Origin of the sequence: Streptomyces buecherae (genome assembly GCF_014295035.1) — a bacterium.
GTDB classification, from domain to species: domain Bacteria; phylum Actinomycetota; class Actinomycetes; order Streptomycetales; family Streptomycetaceae; genus Streptomyces; species Streptomyces youssoufiensis.
In genome coordinates, this window is sequence record NZ_CP060404.1 from 1,472,923 (window position 1) to 1,493,443 (window position 20,521).

16 protein-coding genes are annotated in these 20,521 nt (G+C 74.0%); 4 read left to right on the forward strand and 12 right to left on the reverse strand.

Annotated features, from left to right (window positions below):
• Positions 1–4: 4 nt before the first annotated feature.
• Both H7H31_RS34540 and H7H31_RS05575 read right to left on the reverse strand, forming a co-directional pair.
• Complete coding sequence (locus H7H31_RS34540; RefSeq protein WP_187117796.1) at positions 5–1,639, reverse strand: hypothetical protein; 1,635 nt, start codon at positions 1,637–1,639, stop codon at positions 5–7.
• A 343-nt stretch (positions 1,640–1,982) separates the two neighbouring features.
• Positions 1,983–4,019 carry a gamma-glutamyltransferase family protein gene (locus H7H31_RS05575; protein WP_187061174.1) on the reverse strand — a complete coding sequence of 679 codons (2,037 nt, stop codon included), beginning with the start codon at positions 4,017–4,019 and terminating at the stop codon, positions 1,983–1,985.
• Positions 4,020–4,347: 328 nt separating this feature from the next.
• Between H7H31_RS05575 and H7H31_RS05580 the strand changes: the two genes are divergently transcribed.
• Positions 4,348–5,151, forward strand: a complete 804-nt coding sequence (locus H7H31_RS05580; RefSeq protein WP_232109700.1) for a hypothetical protein — start codon at positions 4,348–4,350, stop codon at positions 5,149–5,151.
• A gap of 62 nt (positions 5,152–5,213) precedes the next feature.
• Here H7H31_RS05580 and H7H31_RS05585 read toward each other — a convergent pair whose 3' ends face one another.
• The 5 genes from H7H31_RS05585 to H7H31_RS05605 all read right to left on the reverse strand — a co-directional run bounded on the left by H7H31_RS05585 (position 5,214) and on the right by H7H31_RS05605 (position 9,283).
• Entirely contained in the window at positions 5,214–6,209 is a 996-nt protein-coding gene (locus tag H7H31_RS05585; RefSeq protein ID WP_187061175.1) for an amino acid ABC transporter permease, read from the reverse strand.
• Complete coding sequence (locus tag H7H31_RS05590) at positions 6,206–6,850, reverse strand: amino acid ABC transporter permease (protein ID WP_187061176.1); 645 nt, start codon at positions 6,848–6,850, stop codon at positions 6,206–6,208. Before H7H31_RS05590 ends, H7H31_RS05585 begins: the two co-directional genes overlap by 4 nt.
• Before the next feature lie 13 nt (positions 6,851–6,863).
• On the reverse strand, positions 6,864–7,841 hold the full coding sequence (locus tag H7H31_RS05595) for a glutamate ABC transporter substrate-binding protein (protein ID WP_187061177.1): 978 nt from the start codon (positions 7,839–7,841) through the stop codon (positions 6,864–6,866).
• A 16-nt stretch (positions 7,842–7,857) separates the two neighbouring features.
• Positions 7,858–8,601: an amino acid ABC transporter ATP-binding protein gene (locus tag H7H31_RS05600; protein WP_187061178.1), complete on the reverse strand. Its 744-nt coding sequence runs from the start codon at positions 8,599–8,601 to the stop codon at positions 7,858–7,860.
• A gap of 244 nt (positions 8,602–8,845) precedes the next feature.
• Positions 8,846–9,283, reverse strand: coding sequence for a DUF6278 family protein (locus H7H31_RS05605; RefSeq protein WP_187061179.1), 438 nt, complete (start codon positions 9,281–9,283; stop codon positions 8,846–8,848).
• Between the two features lie 468 nt (positions 9,284–9,751).
• Between H7H31_RS05605 and H7H31_RS05610 the strand changes: the two genes are divergently transcribed.
• Positions 9,752–11,581, forward strand: coding sequence for an SGNH/GDSL hydrolase family protein (locus H7H31_RS05610; protein ID WP_372456046.1), 1,830 nt, complete (start codon positions 9,752–9,754; stop codon positions 11,579–11,581).
• A gap of 67 nt (positions 11,582–11,648) precedes the next feature.
• Here the strand turns inward: H7H31_RS05610 and H7H31_RS05615 are convergent, their stop codons facing one another.
• From H7H31_RS05615 to pcaDC, 3 genes are all read right to left on the reverse strand, one after another.
• Positions 11,649–12,428 carry an exodeoxyribonuclease III gene (locus H7H31_RS05615; protein ID WP_187117797.1) on the reverse strand — a complete coding sequence of 260 codons (780 nt, stop codon included), beginning with the start codon at positions 12,426–12,428 and terminating at the stop codon, positions 11,649–11,651.
• Between the two features lie 102 nt (positions 12,429–12,530).
• Positions 12,531–13,175 carry an MBL fold metallo-hydrolase gene (locus H7H31_RS05620; protein WP_187117798.1) on the reverse strand — a complete coding sequence of 215 codons (645 nt, stop codon included), beginning with the start codon at positions 13,173–13,175 and terminating at the stop codon, positions 12,531–12,533.
• A 264-nt stretch (positions 13,176–13,439) separates the two neighbouring features.
• Positions 13,440–14,747 (reverse strand): bifunctional 3-oxoadipate enol-lactonase/4-carboxymuconolactone decarboxylase PcaDC, encoded by a 1,308-nt coding sequence (pcaDC, locus tag H7H31_RS05625; RefSeq protein WP_187117799.1) that lies wholly within the window; start codon positions 14,745–14,747, stop codon positions 13,440–13,442.
• Positions 14,748–15,570: 823 nt separating this feature from the next.
• Here pcaDC and H7H31_RS05630 point away from each other — a divergent pair.
• Both H7H31_RS05630 and H7H31_RS05635 read left to right on the forward strand, forming a co-directional pair.
• A complete protein-coding gene (locus H7H31_RS05630) occupies positions 15,571–17,007 on the forward strand; it encodes an acyltransferase (RefSeq protein ID WP_187117800.1) in 1,437 nt (478 codons plus the stop codon).
• A gap of 416 nt (positions 17,008–17,423) precedes the next feature.
• Complete coding sequence (locus H7H31_RS05635) at positions 17,424–18,590, forward strand: SAM-dependent methyltransferase (RefSeq protein ID WP_187117801.1); 1,167 nt, start codon at positions 17,424–17,426, stop codon at positions 18,588–18,590.
• Positions 18,591–18,610: 20 nt separating this feature from the next.
• On the opposite strand, the gene H7H31_RS34545 is transcribed toward H7H31_RS05635, so the two are convergent.
• A complete protein-coding gene (locus tag H7H31_RS34545) occupies positions 18,611–18,736 on the reverse strand; it encodes a hypothetical protein (protein WP_269475438.1) in 126 nt (41 codons plus the stop codon).
• A gap of 46 nt (positions 18,737–18,782) precedes the next feature.
• Positions 18,783–20,462, reverse strand: coding sequence for a flavin monoamine oxidase family protein (locus tag H7H31_RS05640; RefSeq protein ID WP_187117802.1), 1,680 nt, complete (start codon positions 20,460–20,462; stop codon positions 18,783–18,785).
• Positions 20,463–20,521 lie beyond the last annotated feature (59 nt).

The window sequence follows — 20,521 nt, forward strand, 5'->3', positions numbered from 1 at the left end:
CCTGTCAGGTGATATCGGGGAGGCCGTGCGCGCCCGTCATGCGCAGGGCGTGCACCGTGTCGCGGTAGTGGCGCGCCGAGACCGTGCCGGCGGCTTCGAGCAGCGGGGCCAGCAGCGCGGCGCGCCCGTCAGCCACCACCCGGGCCGCCTCCGCGCCGCCACGCGTCCGGACCAGCGCGGCGAGCAGCGCGACCACCAGTGGCCGGCACCCGGACGCGCCGAGCGCGCCGGCCACCTGTGCCACCTCGGCGACGGGCCGCGCGGCGCCCTGACGCAGCAGCAGCCGGCAGTCCCGCTCGCGGCCGGCCGCGTCGAGCGCGGCGAGGGCGGCGGCCAGGCGGGGCGGCGGCAGGAAGGCGACCTCCCACAGCAGCGTCGCCACGTCGGCGTCGAGCCCCTCCGCCGCCAACGCCCACGCCAGCAACGGAAGTCGCGTCGCGGGCCACCCGGCGCTCTCGCACAGCACGGCGTGCGCCTCGCCGCTGCTGCCGGCCCTCCGAAGCCGCGCCACGCGCGCCGCGACCCCGGCCACCACGCGCCGCTCGGCGAGCGAGCCGACCACGGACGGATCGGCGGCGGGTGACTGCGTGGCGGGTGACTGCGTGGCGGGTGACTGCGTGGCGGGTGACTGCGTGGCGGGTGACTGCGTGGCGGGTGACTGCGTGGCGGGTGACTGCGTGGCGGGCGGGCCGGCGGCGGACGGATCGGCGGCGGGGTCGGCGGCGCGGGCGTCGTCCGCGAGGCCGGGGACGTCCCCCACGGGGGCGTTCGGGCCCCCGGGCGCGCGTCCCGCGTCCGGTGGCGGTGCGCCGGCCGGGCCAGTCGCGGGAGCCTCGGCCAGGCTCGGGGTCAGAGTCGGAGCCGGGGCCAGAGTCGGGCCGAACGCGGGCTCGGGGGCCGGAGACGAGGCCGGGGCCGGTCTCTGGGCGGGGATCGGGGCCGGGGCGGGGGTCTGGCCCCGGCTCTGGGCGGGGTCCGCCGCGCTCGGGGCCGGGCCCTCTGCCGCGTCCGAGGCGGGGGTCTGGCCCCGGCTCTGGGCGGGGTCCGCCGTGCTCGGGGCCGGGCCCTCTTCCGGGCCCGGGGCGGGGGCGAGACGGGCCCGGAGTTCGGCGCAGCGCGCGCTCGCGCGGTGCCAGTCGTCCCAGGCCCAGGCGATGTCCGCGGCGTACCGCTCGGCCGCCTCGTCGCCTCGCTGGCGCCGCGCGGCGTGCGCGGCGGCGACCAGTTGGCGCTGGCGGCGGCGCGCGCGGTCGCCCTCGGCCGCCATGGCGGCGAACCGCTCGCGCAGTACGGCCCGGCTGCCGGGCCTGGCGTCGAAGGCGGCGGTCGCGGCCCGGTACAGCCACCGGGCCCGCTCGGTGGCGCTGTGCGCGGTGGCCGGGCCGCGCAGTGCGGCCAGGTCGTGCAGGAGCGCCTCGACCACGTCCCAGGGCGGGATTTCCCGACCGTCGAGACAGTCGGCCAGCCCCCGCGGGTCGCGCTCGGCGAAGACCTCGTACCAGCCGGCGTGCGCGTCGAGGACCCGGGTCAGCGCGCGCAGGAACCGTGCCAGGGCGGCCACTTCGGTCAGCCCCGCCGGATCGACGGGCCCGGCCGGATCGGCCGCGGCGGCCGGTTCGCGGTCGTTGGGGCGCCTCATCCCTCCCCCTCCGTCGTGCCACCGGCGCGCCGTGGGGCACGGGCCGCGGCACGAGGCCGCGAGGGCGACGGTGGCAGGAACAGCGAGCGCGCGCCGGGTCGCGCCGGGCGGGGTGCCCCCCACTCCCCCGTCCGGCGTGGCCCGACACGCCGTGGCCCCTGGCGCGGGGCGACTACCGGCCCCGGTGCGGGGCGGCTACGTCGTACGGCGGTCGCGGGGCGGTGCCGGGGCGGCCGGCCGGCGCCCGGCGCGTACGGAGCACGCGCGCGGGGCCGGGCCGGTCGGGCGTCACGGGCGGACGGCGCCGGCCGGGGGTCGTCGGCCGGCGCCGCCGCCGGTGGCGTCAGCGCCCGGTGGGCGCCGTCCCGTGCGGGAAGACCACCTGGGCCGAGCCGCCGCCGCGCCGGTTCGTCTCGGCCGCGGCCAACCAGCGCCCGTCGGGCAGGCGTTGGACGGCGGTGGCGGCGCCGATCTCCCGGTTCTTGGTGAACCGGTGCCCGAGCGCTTCGAGTTCGGCCCGCAGCGGGCTGTTCCACAGGCCGGGTTCCAGCTCCGTGGTGGCGGTGTTGCGCTGGCTGGCGCGCGGCGCGGCGATGGCGTCCACCAGCGGCAGGCCACGGTCGAAGTGGTTCAGCAGGGTCTGCAGCACCGTGGTGATGATGGTGGCCCCGCCGGGCGAGCCGAGCGCGACCACCGGGCGCCCGTCCTCGAACACGATCGTCGGCGACATCGACGAGCGGGGCCGCTTGCCGGGCCCGGGCAGGTTCGGGTCGTGCACGCCCGGCGTGATGGGCGCGAAGGAGAAGTCGGTCAGCTCGTTGTTGAGCAGGAAGCCGCGCCCGGGCACCGTGATGCCGCTGCCGCCGGTCTGCTCGATCGTCAGGGTGTAGGCGACGACGTTGCCCCACTTGTCGGCGACCGTCAGGTGCGTGGTGTCCCGGCCCTCGTACGGGGTGGGGCTCGCGGTGCCGGACGCGTCGCAGCGCTTCGGGTGGCGCGGGTCGCCGGCCGGAAGCGGGCTGGTCAGCGCCTTGTCGTCGCTGATCAGGCAGGCCCGCGCGTCGGCGAACCGCTGCCCGAGCAACTGCCGGGTCGGCACGTCCTCGAACGCCGGGTCGCCCACCCAGCGGCCCCGGTCGGCGAAGGCGATCCGGCTGGCCTCGATGTAGCGGTGCAGGAACCGCTTCTCGCTCAGCCGCGCGTCGCCGCCGCTCCGCGCGGTCCCGTGGTCGCCGTCGGTGGCCGCGCTCCTGTCGGCGTGCGCGCCCTTGCCCGCCCGGCCGAGTTCGGCGCTCTCCAGGATGTTCAGCGCCTCGCCGACCGTGGTGCCGCCCGAGGAGGACGGGGCCATGCCGTACAGGTCCAGGCCCTTGTAGTGGGAGCGGCTCGGGGCCTGCGAGCGGGGGGCGTACGCACCCAGGTCGGCGCGCGTCAGGTCGCCGGGCCGCACCGTGCGGTCGGCGTCCTTCGCGACCGGGGGCGTGCGCACCGTACGGACGATGTCGCGGCCGATCTCGCCACGGTAGAGGGCGTCGACGCCCTGCCGGGCCAGCAGGTCGTAGGTGCGGGCCAGGTCCGGGTTGGTCAGCGTGCTGCCGACCACGGGCAGCTTGCCGCCGGGCAGGAACAGCTTCGCGCTGGCCGGGAAGTCGGCGAAGCGCTCCTGGTTGTCGGCGGTCTGCGAGCGGAACGTCTCGTCCACCGTGAAGCCGTCGCGGGCCAGCCGCTGCGCGGGGCGCAGCACCTGGCCGAGGGACTTGGTGCCCCAGCGGTCGAGCGCGGAGTCCCAGGTGGCCGGGGTGCCGGGGGTGCCGACGCCGAGCCCGCTGGTGACGGCCTGGTCGAACGGGATCGGCTTGCCGTTCTCCAGGAACAGGTCGCTGCCGGCGCTGCGCGGCGCGGTCTCGCGGCCGTCGATGGTGGAGACCCGCTTGCGCTTGGCGTCGTAGTACACGAAGTACCCGCCGCCGCCGACACCCGCCGAGTACGGCTCGGTGACGCCCAGCGCCGCCGCGGTGGCGACCGCGGCGTCCACGGCGTTGCCGCCGCGCCGCAGCACCTCGATGCCGGCGGCGGAGGCGTCCTGGTCGACGCTGGAGACCGCGCCGCCGTAGCCGACGGCCACCGGCGTCTTCTCGGGCGTGCCCGGCGGGGTGTGGGCGGGGCTCGCGGGCCGCGCGCCGTCCGCCGCCCGGTCCGGCGTCGCCGGGCCCTCGGCGACGGCCGGCACGGAGCCGAGCGTGGTCAGCAGCGCCGCGGTCGCGGCCACCGCCGCCCAGCGGCGGGCGCGGGTGCCGCCGCTCCGGGACCGGCCGGCGGCGGGCGGTGGGAGTCCCGGCGCGGTGGCGGTCGAGCGAAGCGACACAGCAGGGCGGACCATCCTGACCTCCAAGCAGAAAGCGGGCGGCAGCGGCCGGAGCCTACTCGCGCGCGGGAGCGGACGACAGTACGTGCGGGGTACGCGTGTCCCCACGAGCGCCGGCGTACGCCACTCGTACGGGGACGTTTGAGCACCCCCGAACCCACGGAACCCCGCCCGACGGCGACCACCTGACGCGTGATCAGCGTGGCCCCACCACCGGGCACGAACCGCCCGCCGGCCACGGCCCGGCACAAGCCGCCCACCGACACACACCCTCGGCTCCGCTCGGCCCGCGCCCACCGCAGGGCTCGAACACGTACCCGAACGGCGGCTACCATGCGCGGCCATGACTGACACCCCACTGGCATGGCAGTCCGTCGGCCTGGCCCTCGGCCCCGGCGGCGCGGAGTCCGATCTCATCGCCTCGGGCGCCGCCCTGGTCGTGGGCCTGACGCTGGGTTGGCTGGCGCACGCGGCGGCCGGCCGGCGCCGACTCGGCCGCGAGCGCGCCTTCTACGGGCTGCCCGAGGGGTCGGAGTGCGTGCTCGTCACGCACCGGGACACCACGGCCGCCAGCCAGTGGAGCATCCCCCGGCACGACGCGCTCGCGCTGCTCGGGCTGTCGTCCGTGCTGGAGAACTGCGGGGCGCACGCGGAGATCGCGCCGCACGACACCGGGCTGCAGGGGTTCGGCGCGCGCACCGAGTTCTGCGTGGGCGACCCGATCGCGCACCGCCGGCTGGCCGCCCACCTGGCCAACCTGCTCCCCGGGGTCACGGTGCGGATGGGCGACGAGAACGGCGTGGACCGGGGGACGTTCGTCATCGGCGGCACGGCCTACCGGATGGAGCCGGGGGCGGTGGAGTACGTGCTGCTCGCCCGGCTCACGGCGGGCGGCGGCGACCGGCCGGTGTTCCTCGCGGCGGGCCAGCGCCCGGTGACGCACCGGGCCGCCGTGCGGCACCTGGTGCGCGACCGCGCCCGGCTCGCGCGCGGGCGCGGGCGGGACGGCTCGTTCTGCGTGCTGCTCAAGGTGGTCAACTCGCAGGCGTACGGGCCTGACGTGGTGGAGTTCGTGGCCGACGTGACGAAGGCGGCCGTCGCGCCCGGCGAGGCGAAGGGGCACCGCGCGGCCAAGAGCGCCGAGTAGGCGCCGCCGGCCGCCCCTCTCCCCGGCTCCCCCGTCCCCCGTGTCCCCTGTCCCTCCGGCGCTCAGGGCCGACCGGCCCCCGGGCCGCCGCCTCCTGGCCGGGGGCCGCCGGGCCGAGGACTCCCCGGCCCCGGGCTCCCGGGCCGGGACCCGCCAGGTCGGGAGCCGCCGCTGGCGCCGCCGGGGCCGCCGGGGGCCGGGCCGCCGCCCACGCCCGGCAACAGCGTGCCCGGCTGTGCCTCGGCGACCTCCGCCGCGCCCACCTTCGGGTTGCGGCGCTGGCGCTTGGCCACCCAGTTGGCGAACCAGGACAGCAGCATGCACATGCCGATGTAGATCGGCGAGATGATCAACACCACCGGGATGAACGGCAGGTCGTAGTCGAGGTTGCCGGCGATGAGCTTGCCCGCGTGCAGGAACTCCTCGTAGGTGATGAGGAAGCCGAGCGAGGTGTCCTTGAGCGCCACCACGAGCTGACTGATGATCGCCGGCAGCATGGCCCGCACGCCCTGCGGCACCAGGACGTAGCTCATGACGTGCGTCTTGCGCATGCCCAGCGAGTACGCGGCCTCGCGCTGGCCTCGGTCCACCGAGTTCACGCCGGTGCGGAAGACCTCGGCGAGCACCGAGCCGTTGTACAGCGTCAGCCCGGTGACCAGCGCGGGCAGCGGCTGCACCTTGAGCGCCACGAAGACGAAGAAGATCATCACCAGGACGGGCATGGCCCGGAAGAACTCCACCAGGAGCGTGGCGAGCCAGCGCACCGGGCGGTGGTCGGACAGCCGCCCGGCGGCGAGCAGCGCGCCGAGCGCGAGCGCGAGGACGGCGGCGTACGCGAACGCCTTGAGCGTGTTGCCGAGCCCGCGCAGCAGCAGTTCCTGGATGCCCTCGTACTGGAACGGGCGCCACTTCTGGGCCTCGAACTGGCCGGTGTCGTAGAGGAGGTAGCCGAACCAGGCAAGGAGCGCCAGGATCACGAGGGTGGAGACCACCCCGTAGAGCCGGTGCCGGCGGCGGGTCCGTGGGCCCGGGATGTCGTAGAGGGCGGTGTGGGTCATCGCGGCACTCCCCAGCGTGCTTCCAGCACGTTGAAGACCGCGCTGATGGTCAGGGTCACGATCAGGTAGCCGACGGCGATCCAGACGAAGGTCCAGACGATGCTGTAGCCGAGTTCGTTCAGGGTCTTGTAGGTGCCGAGCAGTTCGGTGACGCTGAACGACCCGGCGATGGCCGAGTTCTTGGCGAGTGCGATCAGCGTGGAGCCGATCGGCGGGATCACCGAGCGGAACGCCTGCGGCATCACCACCGAGCCCAGCGTCTGGTCGAAGGTCAGGCCCAGGCTCCGCGCCGCCTCGCCCTGGCCGACCGGCACGGTGTTGATGCCCGAGCGCACCGCCTCGCAGATGAAGGCCGAGGTGTAGCAGCCGAGCGCGAGCACGGCGAAGGTGGTGAACGGCAGCACCAGGCCGAAGCGCGGCAGGCCGAGCAGCACGGCGAAGAACAGCAGGGTGAGCGGGGTGTTGCGGAGCACCGTCACCCACACGGTGCCGAAGACCCGCAGCGAGCCGACCGGCGCGACCCGGAAGGCGGCCATCACGATGCCGAGGCCCAGGGCGAGCAGCGAGGCGTATCCGGTCAGCTCGACCGTGCCGAGCAGGCCCTTGCCGTACAGCGAGAAGTTCTCGGTCAACACGTCCATGGCGCTGCCTTCCTCAACCCGCCGCGTAGCGGTCGACGGCGGGCGGCTTCGGGGCGGGCACGCCGGAGCGGCCGAGCGTCGCGTCGTACGCCTTCTTCCAGTCGCCGTTCTTCTGGTGTGCCTCGATGGCGTCGTCGAGCGCGAGGCGCAGCGCGTTGTCGCTCCTGGGTACGCCGATGCCGTACGGCTCCTTGGAGAACGGCCGCCCCGCCAGCTTGAGTTCGTCGGGCACCTTGGCGGCGTAGCCCATCAGGATCGTGTCGTCGGTGGTCACCGCGTCCACCTGGTAGGTGAGGAGATTGTCGACACAGATCGAGTACGCGTCGTAGGAGACCGGGTCGGCCTTGGGGTAGTCGGCCTCGATGCGCTGGAGCGGCGTCGAGCCGGCGGCCGAGCACACCTTCCTGCCCGCCAGGTCGTCCGGCCCGTGGATGTCGTCCTCCTCGTCGCGCACCAGCAGCGACTGTCCGGCCTCGTAGTACGGGCCGGCGAAGCCGACCTGGCGCTTGCGCAGGTCGTTGATGGTGTAGGTGCCGACGTAGTAGTCGATCTGGCCGTTCTGCAACGCCGTCTCGCGGTTGGCGGAGGCGACGGTGCGGAAGCTGACACGCCGCGGGTCGAAGCCGAGCGAGGCGGCCATCATCTTGGCGATCTCGATGTCGAACCCGCTGTAGCGGCCGGTCGCCGGGTCCTTCTCGCCCACGTACGGCTGGTCCTCCTTGGCGCCGACCACCAGGTGCCCGCGGCGCTTGGCCTTGCGCCAGGTCGCGGACTTCGGGAGGTCGAAGCCCTGGACGACGCGGTAGTGCGGCAGCGCCTCGGGGCGTGGTCCCTTGGCCGGTGGGCTGCCCTCCTTGCCGCAGCCGGCCGCGGCCAGGGCCAGGGCCGCGAGCACGGCGACGGCGAGCGCGCGCCGCCGCCGGGCCGGGCGCGGGGTCGCGCGCGGGGACGGGGGCTGGTTCGGCGACGGGTCCGGGGGAAGCTCGCGCATGTCGGTGCCCGCCCGCTCAGTGCTTGAGGATCTTGGAGAGGAAGTCCTTGGCGCGCTCGCTGCGGGGCGCGCTGAAGAACTCCTCGGGCGGGCGGTCCTCCACGATCGCGCCGTCGGCCATGAACACCACCCGGTTCGCGGCCGATCGCGCGAAGCCCATCTCGTGGGTGACGACCACCATCGTCATCCCCTCCCGGGCGAGCTGCCGCATCACCTCGAGGACCTCGTTGATCATCTCCGGGTCGAGGGCGGAGGTCGGCTCGTCGAAGAGCATCACCTTGGGGTCCATCGCCAGCGCCCTGGCGATGGCGACGCGCTGCTGCTGGCCGCCGGAGATCTGGGCCGGGTACTTGTCGGCGTGCGCCGCGAGGCCCACCCGCTCCAGGAGTTCGCGCGAGCGCTGGTCGGCCTGCTCCTTCTTCCGCTTCCTGACCTTGATCTGCGCCAGCGACACGTTGGCCAGCACGGTCTTGTGCGCGAAGAGGTTGAACGACTGGAAGACCATGCCGACCTCGGCGCGGAGCTGGGCGAGTGCCCTGCCCTCGGCCGGTAGCGGCGTGCCGCTCAGCGTGATCGTGCCGGACTCGATGCTCTCCAGGCGGTTGATCGTCCGGCACAGCGTCGACTTGCCGGAGCCGGAGGGGCCGATCACGACCACGACCTCCCCGCGGCCCACGGTGAGGTCGATGTCCCGCAGTACGTGCAGCTTCCCGTAGTACTTGTTGACGTCGCGCAGTTCGATCAGAGGATCGACGGCCATATGCAGCCCTACCCACTTTCAGGCGTGTCGCAGTCAACGCAACCTATACATCCCCATAAGGGACATGGCGGATGACACGCATGGTGTGGGCCATTGATGCCATCTGACGGCTACGACGGGCGGCGTTCACCGACGACGCGGGCGGAGAGCGGCCCCGCCCGGAGGGCCGGCCGCTCCCCTGGCCAGCGGGCCCGCCCCCGTCCGTTCGGGCGGCGGACTCGGTCGTGGGTCTCGGCCGTGGGTCTCAGCCCTCGTCCACCTCGGCGTAGAGCTGCGACAGCTCGGGGGCGCCGTCCTCCGCCCAGGCCAGCCCGACCGCCGCCACGTCGATCTCCCGGCCGCTGTCGAGCACCACCAGCGGGGTGCCGTCCGCGTCCAGTCGCCACTGGGCGCCCGGCACGGTCCGTACGATCACCGTGCCCAGGTACAGGCCCGCGTCGTTGCCCAGCCACGGCGACTCCTCGGGGTCGTCCCGCCAGCGGGGCTGCAACTGGTCGAGGGCTTCGAGGGAGGCCGGGGTGTCGTCCAGCTCGACGTTCTCCGACTCGGCGCGGGCCCGCAGCAGTTCACACTCCGCGAGCAGTTCGGCCAGCCCTTCCCGCGCCGACCCGGTGGGCGGCGACTGTGCCTCGCCCGTCGCGCCGTGCCGCTTGCGCCAGGGGCCCAGGAAGGAGATGTTCATACCGTTCAGCGTCGCACCGACCGGGGGGTGCGCACCACAGGCGCGCGGCAGTGGATGGCGCTTGGCCGTCGGGACGCGCCGGCCCCTGGGCCGCCCGGAGTTCCCGGGTCCCACGGGGCGGGCGGGGCTGGTACGGCCGGCCCGCCAGCGCGGCTGTCGGCACAACCGCCGGCGCCCCACCACCCTCGGGTCGCCCGGCGATATCGAGAGGGGACGCGCGTGTTCGGCACCAGATCCCGTCGTGGCCAGCTCCCGCCCGGACCGACGCGCGGCCCGGCCGGCGGTCATCGGCGCGGCCCCTCACCGGCCGGGGCCCTCGCGGGCGGCATCGCGCTGGCCCTGGCCCTGGCCCTGACCGCCGCGCCCGCCCCCGCCCGCGAGGCCGGCCCTCGGCCCGCCGCCTCGCAGCCCGCCCGCTCCCCCGCCGTCACCCCCTCCGCCCTCCCGAGCCCCGGCCAGGCCGACCCGGTGGGCCCCACCGCCGCGCCGGCTGGCCGCGCGGAGCCCACCGCCGCTCCCGCCGTCGTTCCGCCCGCCGTCGGTGAGGGCGCCCCAGCCACGGGCCGGGCGGGCCGCCCGGTCCCCTTGGAGCGGCTCTTCGACAACGTGGGCACCAGCGACGACGCCGACCCCGGCGCCGCCGACCTGGACGGCGCGGGGAACTCCCTGTCCGCCCGGGACCTGGCGGCGGCCGGCTGGACCCCCGGGCGCGCCCTGACCCTGGACGCGACCCGGTTGGAGTGGCCGCGCTCGGCGCCGGGCCGCCCCGACAACGTACGGGCCAACGGCCAGCACGTCGCGCTCTCCGGCACCGGCGACACCCTCACCTTCCTGGTCACCGGCAGCAGCCCGGGTCGCGTCGGCCCCGGCGCCGGCGGCTCCGGAACGGTCCACTACCGGGACGGCTCGCGGAGCACGTACACGCTCACCGCGCCCGACTGGCGCGGCGGCCCGCTCGCCACCAAGGCCGTCGCCCTGCCGCACCACAACACGCCGGCCGGGCAGCGGCGCGAGGCGGTCCGGCTGTACGCGGTGAGCGTGCCCCTCGCGCGCGGCGCGGCCGTCGCCTCCCTCACGCTGCCCGCCGATCCGGGACCGGACGCCGACCTGCACGTGTTCGCCCTGGCGGTACGCCCGCCGGCCGCCGACTGGAGCGGCACCTGGGCGGCGAGCACCTCCGGCCTGCCGCCGGTGGCCGGGGGCGGCGGGGCGGGCGAGGGGTGGCGGGACCAGACGCTGCGCCTGGTCGTGCGCGCCAGCGTCGGCGGGCCGCGCGCCAGGATCAGGCTGGCGAACACGTTCGCCTCGGTCCCGGCGGACCTCGCGCACGCCAGCGTCGCGGTGCGCGGCACGGACGCCGCGGCGGCGGCCGACCCGGTGCCGCTGACCTTCGACGGCCGACCCGGGACGCGGATCTCGGCCGGCGCGCAGGCGGTCAGCGACCCGGTGGCGCTGACCGTGCCGCGCGGCGCCGACCTGCTGGTGAGCCTGCACCTGCCGGGCCCGATCGACGCCGCGCCGGTGCACGCGCACGCCGCTCAACGCTCGTACCTGAGCCCAGCCGGCAGCGGCGACCACACGGGCGACCGGGACGGCGGCGCGTTCACCGGCACGCTCACCACCTGGCCCTACCTGACCGGCGTGGACGTCGCGGGCGGGCCGGGTGCCGTGGTGGCGCTCGGCGACTCGATCACCGACGGGGAGCGGTCCACGCCGGGCGCCAACCGGCGCTGGCCCGACGTGCTGGCCCGCCGCCTGCTGAGCCGGCCGCACGGCCCGCGCTACGGCGTGCTGAACCAGGGCATCGCGGCGAACCGCGTCGTCACCGACCGCTATCCCGGCGACGGCGTGAGCGGCGACGTGGGCGGGGTCAGCGCCCAGCACCGCCTGGAGCGCGACGTGCTCGCGCAGACCGGCGTCCGCACCGTGATCGTCTTCGAGGGCGTCAACGACGTGCGCTCGGGCACCTCCGCCGACGCCGTGATCGCCGGGCTGCGCGCGATCGCGGACCGGGCCCGCGGCCGGGGGCTGCGCGTGCTCGCCGCGACCATCGCCCCCTGCGCGGGGTTCCCCGGCTGCACGCCCGAGGTGGACGCGCGGCGCGCCGCCGTCAACGCCTTCCTCCGCGACCACCGCGGGACCTTCGACGCCGTGGTGGACTTCGACGCCGTACTGCGCGACCCGGACCGACCGGAGCGTCTGCTGCCCGCCTACGACAGCGGCGACCACCTGCACCCGGGCGACGCGGGCCTGCGCGCCCTCGGCGACTCCGTCGACCTGCGGCTGCTGACCCCCTGACCCCCCTGATGGGCCCCGGGCAGCGCCCCGCGCGGCTTCGTCCGGTCACCGACGCCGCCGCCCGGGCTCAGACGTCCAGGTCCACCACGACGGGGGCGTGGTCGGACGCGCCCTTGCCCTTGCGCTCCTCACGGTCCACGTACGCGTCGGTGACCGCCTTCGCGAACGGCGCGTTGCCGTAGACCAGGTCGATGCGCATGCCCTTGTTCTTCGGGAAGCTGAGCTGGCGGTAGTCCCAGTACGTGTACGGGCGGTCGTACTTCAGCGGGCGGGGCACCACGTCGGTCAGGCCCGCCTCGCGCAGCGCGGCCAGCGCGGCGCGCTCGGCCGGGGTGACGTGCGTGGCGCCCTCGAAGGGCGCGGTGTCCCAGACGTCCTCGTCGGTGGGGGCCACGTTGAAGTCCCCGAGCACGGCGAACGGCCGCGGGCCCACCGTGTCCTCGGCGACCGCCGCGCCCAGCGCCTCGAACCAGCGCAGCTTGTACGCGTAGTGGTCGTGGTCGATCTCGCGCCCGTTGGGCACGTACACCGACCAGAGGCGCACCGGACCGCAGGTCGCCGAGACCGCGCGGGGCTCCTGCGCGCCCTCGTAGTCCGGGCCGCCGGGCAGGCCGACGACCACGTCGCTCATGCCGACGCGGGAGGCCAGCGCCACCCCGTTCCACCGGCCCGTGGCGTTGACCGCCACCTCGTACCCAAGATCCCGCAGCTCGTCGTAGGGGAACTGCTCGGCGGAGCACTTGGTCTCCTGTATGCACAGCACATCCGTGCCGGTGCTCTCCAGCCAGGCCAACAGCCGAGGGAGCCGGGCGGTGATCGAGTTGACGTTCCAGGTCGCGATGCGCATGTACGTAAACCTACCGCCCGGCACTGACAACCGGCCGCGAGCCGGTCGCGGCCGGGGTCCGGTGCCGGTGACCGCGCGCCGTGCGCGCCGCGCGGGCCCGGCTCACAGCTCCAGGCTCTGCCCCGGTGCGAGCCGGCCGTGGTCGGCGTCGGCGACGCCCGGCCCGTCCGGGCCCAGCATCCGGTCGTAGACGGGGCGGGCCAGGTCGGTGAGGAGTGCGTCGTGCACGTCGATGGCGCGGGTCGGGCGCACGGCGCGCACGTAGTCGATGATCTCGCCGACCTTGTTCCACGGCGCGTGCACGGGCAGCAGCAGGGTCTCCACCGGGCGGTCCGGCACCGTCAGCGCGTCGCCCGGGTGGAAGACCGCGCCGTCCAGGACGTACCCGACGTTGGTGATGCGCGGAATGTCCGGGTGGATCACGGCGTGCAGTTGGCCGTGCACCTCGACGTCGAAGCCGGCCGCGCGGAAGGCGTCGCCCTCGCCGACGGTGTGCACCCGGCCCGGGAAGGCGGCCGAGAGCCGCTCCGCGACGCTGCGCAGGGTCCACACCTCGGCGGCGGGGTCGGCGTCGAGCGCGGCCCGCAGCCGCTCCTCGTCGAAGTGGTCCGGGTGCTCGTGGGTGACCAGGATCGCCTCGGCGCCGAGCGCCGCGTCCCGCTCGCTGAACGCCCCGGGGTCGATCACCAGCGTCCGGCCGTCCTTCTCCAGCCGGACGCAGGAGTGCCCCTGCTTGGTGAGCCGCATGACCTACCGCTCCTCCTCGCGCTGCTTCGCGCGTGTCGCGCCGTGCCGCCGCCTGTCCGCGTCCCGCGCGCCGCCCGGGTGTCGTCGCCGAGCGCCGCACGTCGTGGTTCGCGCGCCAGGTTACGCGCGCGCCCGGCGCGTCCACGGCACGGCGCCCCGCGCTCCGGCCGCGCCGCCCGTGCCAGCCGATGTCATCGGTCCGCCGGCGGGCGGAACGGCGCCGGCCCGGCCGCCGGCCGCTACTCGACCACCCCGCTGCTCCCGCTATCCCTCGGGTCGGGTCTCCTCCTGGATGACCCGCTGCGCCACGGCGAACGCGGCGTTCGCCGCGGGCACCCCGCAGTAGACCGCGGTGTGCATCAGCACCTCCCTGATCTCGGCGGGCGTCAGGCCGTTGCGCAGCGCGGCCCGGGTGTGCAGGGCGAGGTCGTCGAGGTGGCCGCCCGCGGTGAGCGCGGTGAGGGTGACGACGCTACGGGCGTGCCGGTCGAGTGCGGGGCGGGCCCACACCTCGCCCCAGGCGTAGCGGGTGACGAAGTCCTGGAAGTCCGCGCTGAACTCGTCCGCGACGGCCTCGGCCGCGTCCACGTAGGCGTCGCCGAGCACCTCGCGGCGCACCTTCGTGCCCCGTGTCCGGTGGTCCGGCTCCCCCGTGGGCACCTGGGCGGGCTGCCCGGCGGGGGCTATCTCGGCGATCGGCGCCACGGGGGCGGATACGGGCGCGGGCGGGGGCGCGAGCACCGGCTTGGGCGCCGCCGCGGCGATCGCGGTCATGCCCGTGGTGTGGGTGGAGTGGCTGGAGCTGGCGAAGTGCCGTACGAGCAGGTCGGTGACGGCGGACGGCTGCTCGACGGGGGCCAGGTGGGCGGTCCCGGGCACCAGGGCGAGCCGCGCGTCGGGGATGCCCGCGACCAGTACCCGGGCATCGGCGGGCGGCGCCACCTGGTCGTCGGCGCCGACGAGGACCAGGGTGGGCACGCCGATGTGGCCGAGCTGGGAGCGGATGTCGAACGCGGCGAGCGCCTCGCAGGCGGCGATGTAGCAGCCCGGATCGGTGGTGCGCACCATCTGTACGGACCACTCGACGATGGCGGGCTGCGCGGTGGCGAACCCGGCGGTGAACCAGCGCTCGGGCGCCGTACGGGCGATGGGGTCGAGCCCGTTGGTGCGGATGACGACGCCGCGTTGGCGCCAGGCGTCGGCGGTGCCGAACCTCGGCGACGAGGAGACCAGCGCGAGCGAGGCGACGCGGTGCGGATGTCTGAGCGCCAGGTCGGCCCCGATGGCGCCGCCGATGGCACAGCCCGCGTAGCTGAACTGGTCGATGCCCAACTGGTCGAGCGTGGCGATGAGCCGGTCCGCGAGGTCGCCGATGGCCGAAGCCGGGTGGGCGGGGGCCCCGCCGTGCCCCGGCAGGTCGAACCGCAGCACTCGCCAGCGGCGGCTCAACTCGGGGACCTGGCGGTCCCACATGTGCCATGTGGTACCCAGTGAGGCACCCAGTATCAGGACCGGGGCGTCTTCTGGCCCGTCAAACCGGTATTGCAAGGTGCTCTTCGGTGTCTCACTCACCTGCCTGACCCTCTCATCTGTCACGAGATGTCACATCGCCGGGGTGGACCTGGCAGGGCTGCTGACGGGTCTCCGCGGCGTCGCGACGCCCGGCACGCTCCCCCGACTCTTCGAGCAGGGGACGCCCCCACTCGCCACGCCGGGCACAGACCCAAGTATTTCCAGTACGCGGGACCACGCCGGGCGCTCCCCCAACCTCCGCCGGGGGACCCAGAGCACGCGCCGAAGGCCGCTCCTTCCCCACGCAGATCCATCAGAAACGTTCCCAGCCGTCCCCGCCTCACTCCGGCACCGCCCACTCGCCTCCTACGCCGGGCTCGCCCCGCACCACCGGACAGTCCGGCGCCTCGGGTCACGGTGGTCACAGCCCTCGGGTGGTTCGGGTCGCAGCATCGAGTGTGGTGCCACGGACGAGGCTGAGCGTGCATCACCTGGAAACCTTCCGAGATCCCGCCCAACAGCGGCTTTACCACCACACGGTGCACAAGATCTGTCCTCTGCTGGCTCGGCTGGTAGTCCGCGTGGCTCGTACTCGCCCATCCGCCGCGATGGTCACCCGCCGAGCCTGCGGCTATCTCCCTCACCCCGGCCGCCCACTTCGCCCGCGCGGGGCCCACGCCCCCGCGGCATCGGCACGCGGCTCCGCCGCGTGGTCCGCCGGACGCCCCGTAACACGCTCACGTCCCCCGGGGAGGTTCGAATTCGACAGAAGTGGGGGGTTCCCTAAACCCGGTTCCATTCCGGGAGACCGCTCACGAGCGGGGGTTAGGGTCAACGCGTCGACGCGACAGCGTGTTCGGTCCGGACGAAAGAGCGTGTGAATATGACGGCATCCGCCACCGAGAGCCGCGCCAAGCGAACGTTCACCGTACGTGCTGGAGAGGCGAGCGGTGACCGCATACGGCTGAGCATTTACGACATGCTCATCGGCACGATCTACACGCCCCGTGTCTTCTTCTACCGGGAGACACTCGACGGCGAGGCGCTCCGCGCCTCCCTCGGCAGGACATTGCGTGACTTCCCGATCCTCGCCGGCCGCATGAAGCGGGATTCCGACGGCGGTCTCAGCGTGCTCTGCGACGACGCCGGTGTGCGCTTCGTCGAGGCACACGCGTCCGTGCCCATGCCGGACTACGGGCCCCGCCACACGGCGAAAAAGGGGCTGGAGCGCCATCTCAGTCACGCCATGCCGTTCTGGGTGGTTGACCGCGATACGCCGCTTTTCACGGTGAAGCTCACCCATATGAGAGGCGGGGGCAGCATTCTGGGCCTCACGATGAACCACGCGGTGGCCGACGGGTCCAGCTTCATGAGCTTCCTGGAGAGCTGGGCGCGGGAGCACCGGGGCCTCGGGTACCCCAGGCCCAGCCACGACCGTGGAGTCATCGACGCGCTCGCCGCGTCGGCCACGGGCGACACCCGTACGGGCGGCGCCCATCTCACGGTCATGGAGCGAGGCCGGAAGGCCGCCTTCATGGGCCGCATCCTGCGGGGCAGCCTCGGCAGCGTGACGACGGTGACCACCCGTTTCACAGCGGACGAACTGGCCACCATCAAGGCCACCGCGATGGCCGACCTCGCGGGCACGGAGCAGTGGGTGTCGACCAACGACGCGCTGACCGCCCACCTGTGGAAGGTCCTCGGCGCGCTGCGCGACCGCCCCGACACGAGCGAGGAAAGGCTCGGCCTCATCGCCGACTTCCGTTCGTTCGCCGGTGGAGCCGTACCGGATGACTACTGGGGCAACGCCGTCACCAACACCCGGCCCGGGATGACCGCGGCCGAACTGCGCTCCCGCTCCCTCGGCGAGGTCGCCGCGACGGTCCGCGCGTCCCATGCCGAGAACACGGAGCAGAGAATCCGCGAGGAAGTGGCGTTTCTCCTCGCCGAACGCGACGCGGGGCGCATCAAGCGCGTCATGACCACGATGGCCCTGGACTCGTTCGACAGCACGATCGCGATCAACAACTGGTCGAAGCTGCCCTTCTACAGCATCGACTTCGGGCAGGGCACCCCTTTCTGGTACGACTTCACCTCCATGGTGGTTCCCTGGACCGTGCACATCGCGCCGACCCCGGCCGCCGAGGGCGGCGCCCGCGACGTACACATGGCGCTGCCCCGTGCCCAGGTCCGCGCCCTCCAGGTGCCGTCCTGGGTCCACCGGTTCCACCGTTACGCGGATTCCGGCGAGGTATTCCCGCTGACTTTCATGGACGCCACTCCGCCCGCGCGCACGACTGATATGGCAACTCCTCACTGATTTGCCCGCGGCCTCTCGGCTGTTATCCCGAGCGGGTACGCGTAGCGCTGACACGCCGCCAGATGACCGTTCCCGCCCGTGGGGCGGGAAGGTTACGTCGGCACTCGTGAGTCCCGGGGCCGGTGGGGGCGGGGGCGCCGCTGGCGTGGAATGGTTGCCTGGCTGGCCGAATATCGCCCTGTATTCGGTTCTGCATCGGGGCGTTGTGGCGCGCTGCGCACATGTGGAGCGGCTGGCCCGCCTCGGCAAGCGACCGGATACCGCCGACGTACGCGCCCGCCAGCGAAACCGCGAAGTCTAGGGCTTTACTCAGGAGCCATTCCGCGCCCTTGGCCGGTCATTTTCGGAAGCCCATCATGGATATGACCTCCACCCGCGACGCGACCGGGCGGAATACGGCCGAGGAAAGGCTTCGAATGGGCAGCGATTGGGCAACTCTGGTGGTCGGTGATCGCGAGGCGCGGGTGAGAGTCACCGGGTCTGCGCTGGACCCGGATCGACCCCACCTGTTTCCGTCAATCGGCGAATACCCGATATACGACGCGTTCGTCTATCAGGCCATGCTCGCCGACGAGCCCCGGAACGAGGTGTTCCGGGAGGCCATCGTCCGGCAGGCGCCTGGCGCCACGGTGCTGGAGATCGGTTGCGGGCCCGATCTGTTCTGGTCGCTGTGTGCCGCGGACGCCGGTGCGGACCGCGTCGTCGCCATCGAGAGCCTGGGGGACAGCGCCCGCCGCGCGGAGAAACTGGCCCGGGTCCGGGCGCCGGGCCGAATCAGCGTCGTGCCGGGGTTATCAACCGAGGTGACGCTCGCGGAGCGGGCGGATCTGTGCGTCGCCGAGGTGGTGGGCTGTATCGGCGGTTCCGAGGGCATGGCCCGGGTGATCGAGGATGCCCGGGAGCGGCTTCTGTCACCGGGCGCCCAGGTGGTGCCGCACCGGGTCCGTACGCTGGCCGCGACGGTCTGCCTCGCCGACCTGATGCCCGACGGCCCCGGCGTGGCGGAGAGCGTGGTGCCGTACGTGCGGTCGGTCTTCCGCGCGGCCGACAGCTTCTTCGACCTGCGGATGTGCGTCGGCGGGATCGGGTACGACGCGATCCGCTCGACCACCGGGGATGTCGAGGATCTGCGGTTCAACGACGGCGACCACCGGCAGAGCGGCGAGCTGCGGCTGACCGCGACCCGGCCGGGCGGGGTCGACGGGCTGCTGCTCTGGCTGGACCTGCAGGGCCGGCACGGTGGCGAGCACCTCGACACGCTGGCGACCCAGACCAACTGGCTGCCGGTGTACGTACCGCTGCTGGCTGGTGAGCCGATCTCCCTCGTCCCGGGCGATGTCATCGACCTGGACGTCTCGTGCGAGCTGAGTGCCGACGGGGTCCACCCGGAGTACCGGTTCGCCGGAACGGTACGGCACGCCGACGGACGGCGCGTCCCGGTCACGGCCGAGTCGCTCTACGGCGGATCGGCGTTCCGCCAGTCGCCCCTGCACGCGGCCCTGTTCGGCGCCGCGGAACCGGCCGGGCCCGCCCGTGACGGCCGGGCCGGGCAGCCGTCGGAAGCGGCGGCGGTACGGCCGTAGGCCCGTCGGGTGCGCGGAGGTCAGCGGTCGGTGGCGTACGGCTGGGAGCTACCGACCGTGGACCGGGTCGCGGTGGTCACCCGGGCCTGACTGGCCCGGTGCCCGCCCTTCACGACACGGAAGCGGTCCCGTGTGCCGGTGCGCACGGGACCGCTTCTCCATGTTCTTCGTGTTCTCCGTGGTGCCCCGGGGTCAGAGCTCGTCCAGTTCGAGGGGCGCGAGTGCGTCGAAGGCGTCCCCCGGCCCGGGGTTGGCCGGGTGGCAGCCGCCGCCGAGATGGCGTACGACACCCCACACGGCGTTCAACGCCGTGGTGACCGCTCCCTCCGCGAAGCCGCCGGTCCAGGAGACGTCGTCGCCGGCCAGGAAGAAGCCCCGCTGGTGCTCGGGCAGCTCACCCTGCATGAAGTGGGTGAACAGGCGGCGCTGGTAGCGGTAGTGGCCCGGCAGGTTGGCCTTGAAGGCTCCGGTGAACCAGGGTTCGTTCTCCCAACTGACGGCCACCGGCGGCGCGATGATGTGCGACCGGATGTCCACGCCCGGATAGATCTCGTCGAGCGAGCGCAGGACGACGTCCAGCCGCTCCTCGGCGGACAGCGCGGCAACCCGCTGCGAGTCGTCGTTCCAGGTGTAGGACAGACACATCACTCCGGGTCGGTCGGGACCCCGGCCGAAGAGGTACACCGAACGCGGCAGCCTGTCGGTGAGCGTCATGCCCATCACGTCCCGCCCGGTAGCGGCGTCGACGTCCAGCCAGAACGGCCGGTCGGTGAGCGCGAACAGCTTGGAGGAACTCATGTAGTGGGTGCGCTCGATCGCCGACCGGACCGGCCCGGGCAGCAGCGCGTCGTCACAGGCGACCCGGCTGTTCAGCAGCCGGTGCTGCCCGGTGAAGACCACCGCCCGGTAGCCGCGCGTCCGGCCGTCGGCGTCGGTGACCTCGATACGGTCCCCCGCGCGGCGCAGCGCGGTGACGGCGGGCCGGGGCCGGTCTTCGTGGAGCGCGGCCAGCGACGTACCGGCGGGCCAGTGCGCGAGGCCCTCGGGAGCGTGCCGCCACAGGCCCAGCGGCACCTGTTCGCAGCCGCCCTCGATGATCTGCTGGTCGACGTCGGCCTCGGTGTAGATGACGCGGAGGATCTCCAGCATCGAGTTGGGGAAGTCGGTGTCCCAGCCGCCGGTGCCGAAGCCGACCTGCCCGAAGAGCTCGCGGAGCCGGAAGGAGGCGAAGGCGGGCGTGGAGCTGAGGAAGCCGTAGAAGGACTGGTCGTCCAGCAGCGGCACGAGGCGGTTCCACATCGCCTTGATCGTGGCCGTGTCCCGGGTACGTATCGCCTCCTGCATGACCCAGATGTCGGCCCGCTCGCGCAGCGTCTTGTCCCAGGCGTCAGCGACCTCCTGGTAGACGGGCGGCAGATCCGCCTCGGTCCGGGCCCAGTGGCTGGCGCCGCCGATGTCCAACACCGTCATCGGGGTGCAGGGGCTGAGCGGGTTGGGGAACGGCGTGGTGCGCAGGCCCAGCGTGCGGACGTAGTGGAAGAGCGCGGTGGCCGAGAGCGGGAACCGCATGGCCCCCAACTCGGCCACCTCGTCCGGGAACCCGTCGAAGCCGACGGAGCGCATCCGGCCGCCCAGGCGTTCCGCCTCGTGGAGGACGGGACGCAGTCCCATCCGCATCAGTTCGTACGCGGCGACCAGCCCGGCCATCCCGCCGCCGACGATCGCGACCTCGGTTCCCTCGGCGTCGGCCGGGACGCCGCCCAGGCCCGCCGGGTGGCTCAGCCAGTCGTCGTAGGCGAAGGGGAAGTCGGGGGCGAGCATGGTGATGGGAGGGCTCGACGGGCCGTTCTCGTAGGGGGTGGTGAGGAGCATGTCGGGCCTATCCCCTCGCCACGCCGGGGCCCGCGTCGGGCCGACCGGCCCTTCCCCGT

Bases quoted from the DNA above. Each gene is read 5' to 3' on its own strand.
- H7H31_RS05640 (WP_187117802.1), bottom strand. From the start codon at position 20,462: ATGCTCCTCACCACCCCCTACGAGAACGGCCCGTCGAGCCCTCCCATC.
- H7H31_RS05580 (WP_232109700.1), top strand. From the start codon at position 4,348: ATGACTGACACCCCACTGGCATGGCAGTCCGTCGGCCTGGCCCTCGGC.
- H7H31_RS05575 (WP_187061174.1), bottom strand. From the start codon at position 4,019: ATGGTCCGCCCTGCTGTGTCGCTTCGCTCGACCGCCACCGCGCCGGGA.
- H7H31_RS05600 (WP_187061178.1), bottom strand. From the start codon at position 8,601: ATGGCCGTCGATCCTCTGATCGAACTGCGCGACGTCAACAAGTACTAC.
- H7H31_RS05595 (WP_187061177.1), bottom strand. From the start codon at position 7,841: ATGCGCGAGCTTCCCCCGGACCCGTCGCCGAACCAGCCCCCGTCCCCG.
- H7H31_RS05615 (WP_187117797.1), bottom strand. From the start codon at position 12,428: ATGCGCATCGCGACCTGGAACGTCAACTCGATCACCGCCCGGCTCCCT.
- H7H31_RS34540 (WP_187117796.1), bottom strand. From the start codon at position 1,639: ATGAGGCGCCCCAACGACCGCGAACCGGCCGCCGCGGCCGATCCGGCC.
- H7H31_RS05635 (WP_187117801.1), top strand. From the start codon at position 17,424: ATGGGCAGCGATTGGGCAACTCTGGTGGTCGGTGATCGCGAGGCGCGG.
- H7H31_RS05620 (WP_187117798.1), bottom strand. From the start codon at position 13,175: ATGCGGCTCACCAAGCAGGGGCACTCCTGCGTCCGGCTGGAGAAGGAC.
- H7H31_RS05605 (WP_187061179.1), bottom strand. From the start codon at position 9,283: ATGAACATCTCCTTCCTGGGCCCCTGGCGCAAGCGGCACGGCGCGACG.
- H7H31_RS05585 (WP_187061175.1), bottom strand. From the start codon at position 6,209: ATGACCCACACCGCCCTCTACGACATCCCGGGCCCACGGACCCGCCGC.
- H7H31_RS05590 (WP_187061176.1), bottom strand. From the start codon at position 6,850: ATGGACGTGTTGACCGAGAACTTCTCGCTGTACGGCAAGGGCCTGCTC.
- H7H31_RS05630 (WP_187117800.1), top strand. From the start codon at position 15,571: ATGACGGCATCCGCCACCGAGAGCCGCGCCAAGCGAACGTTCACCGTA.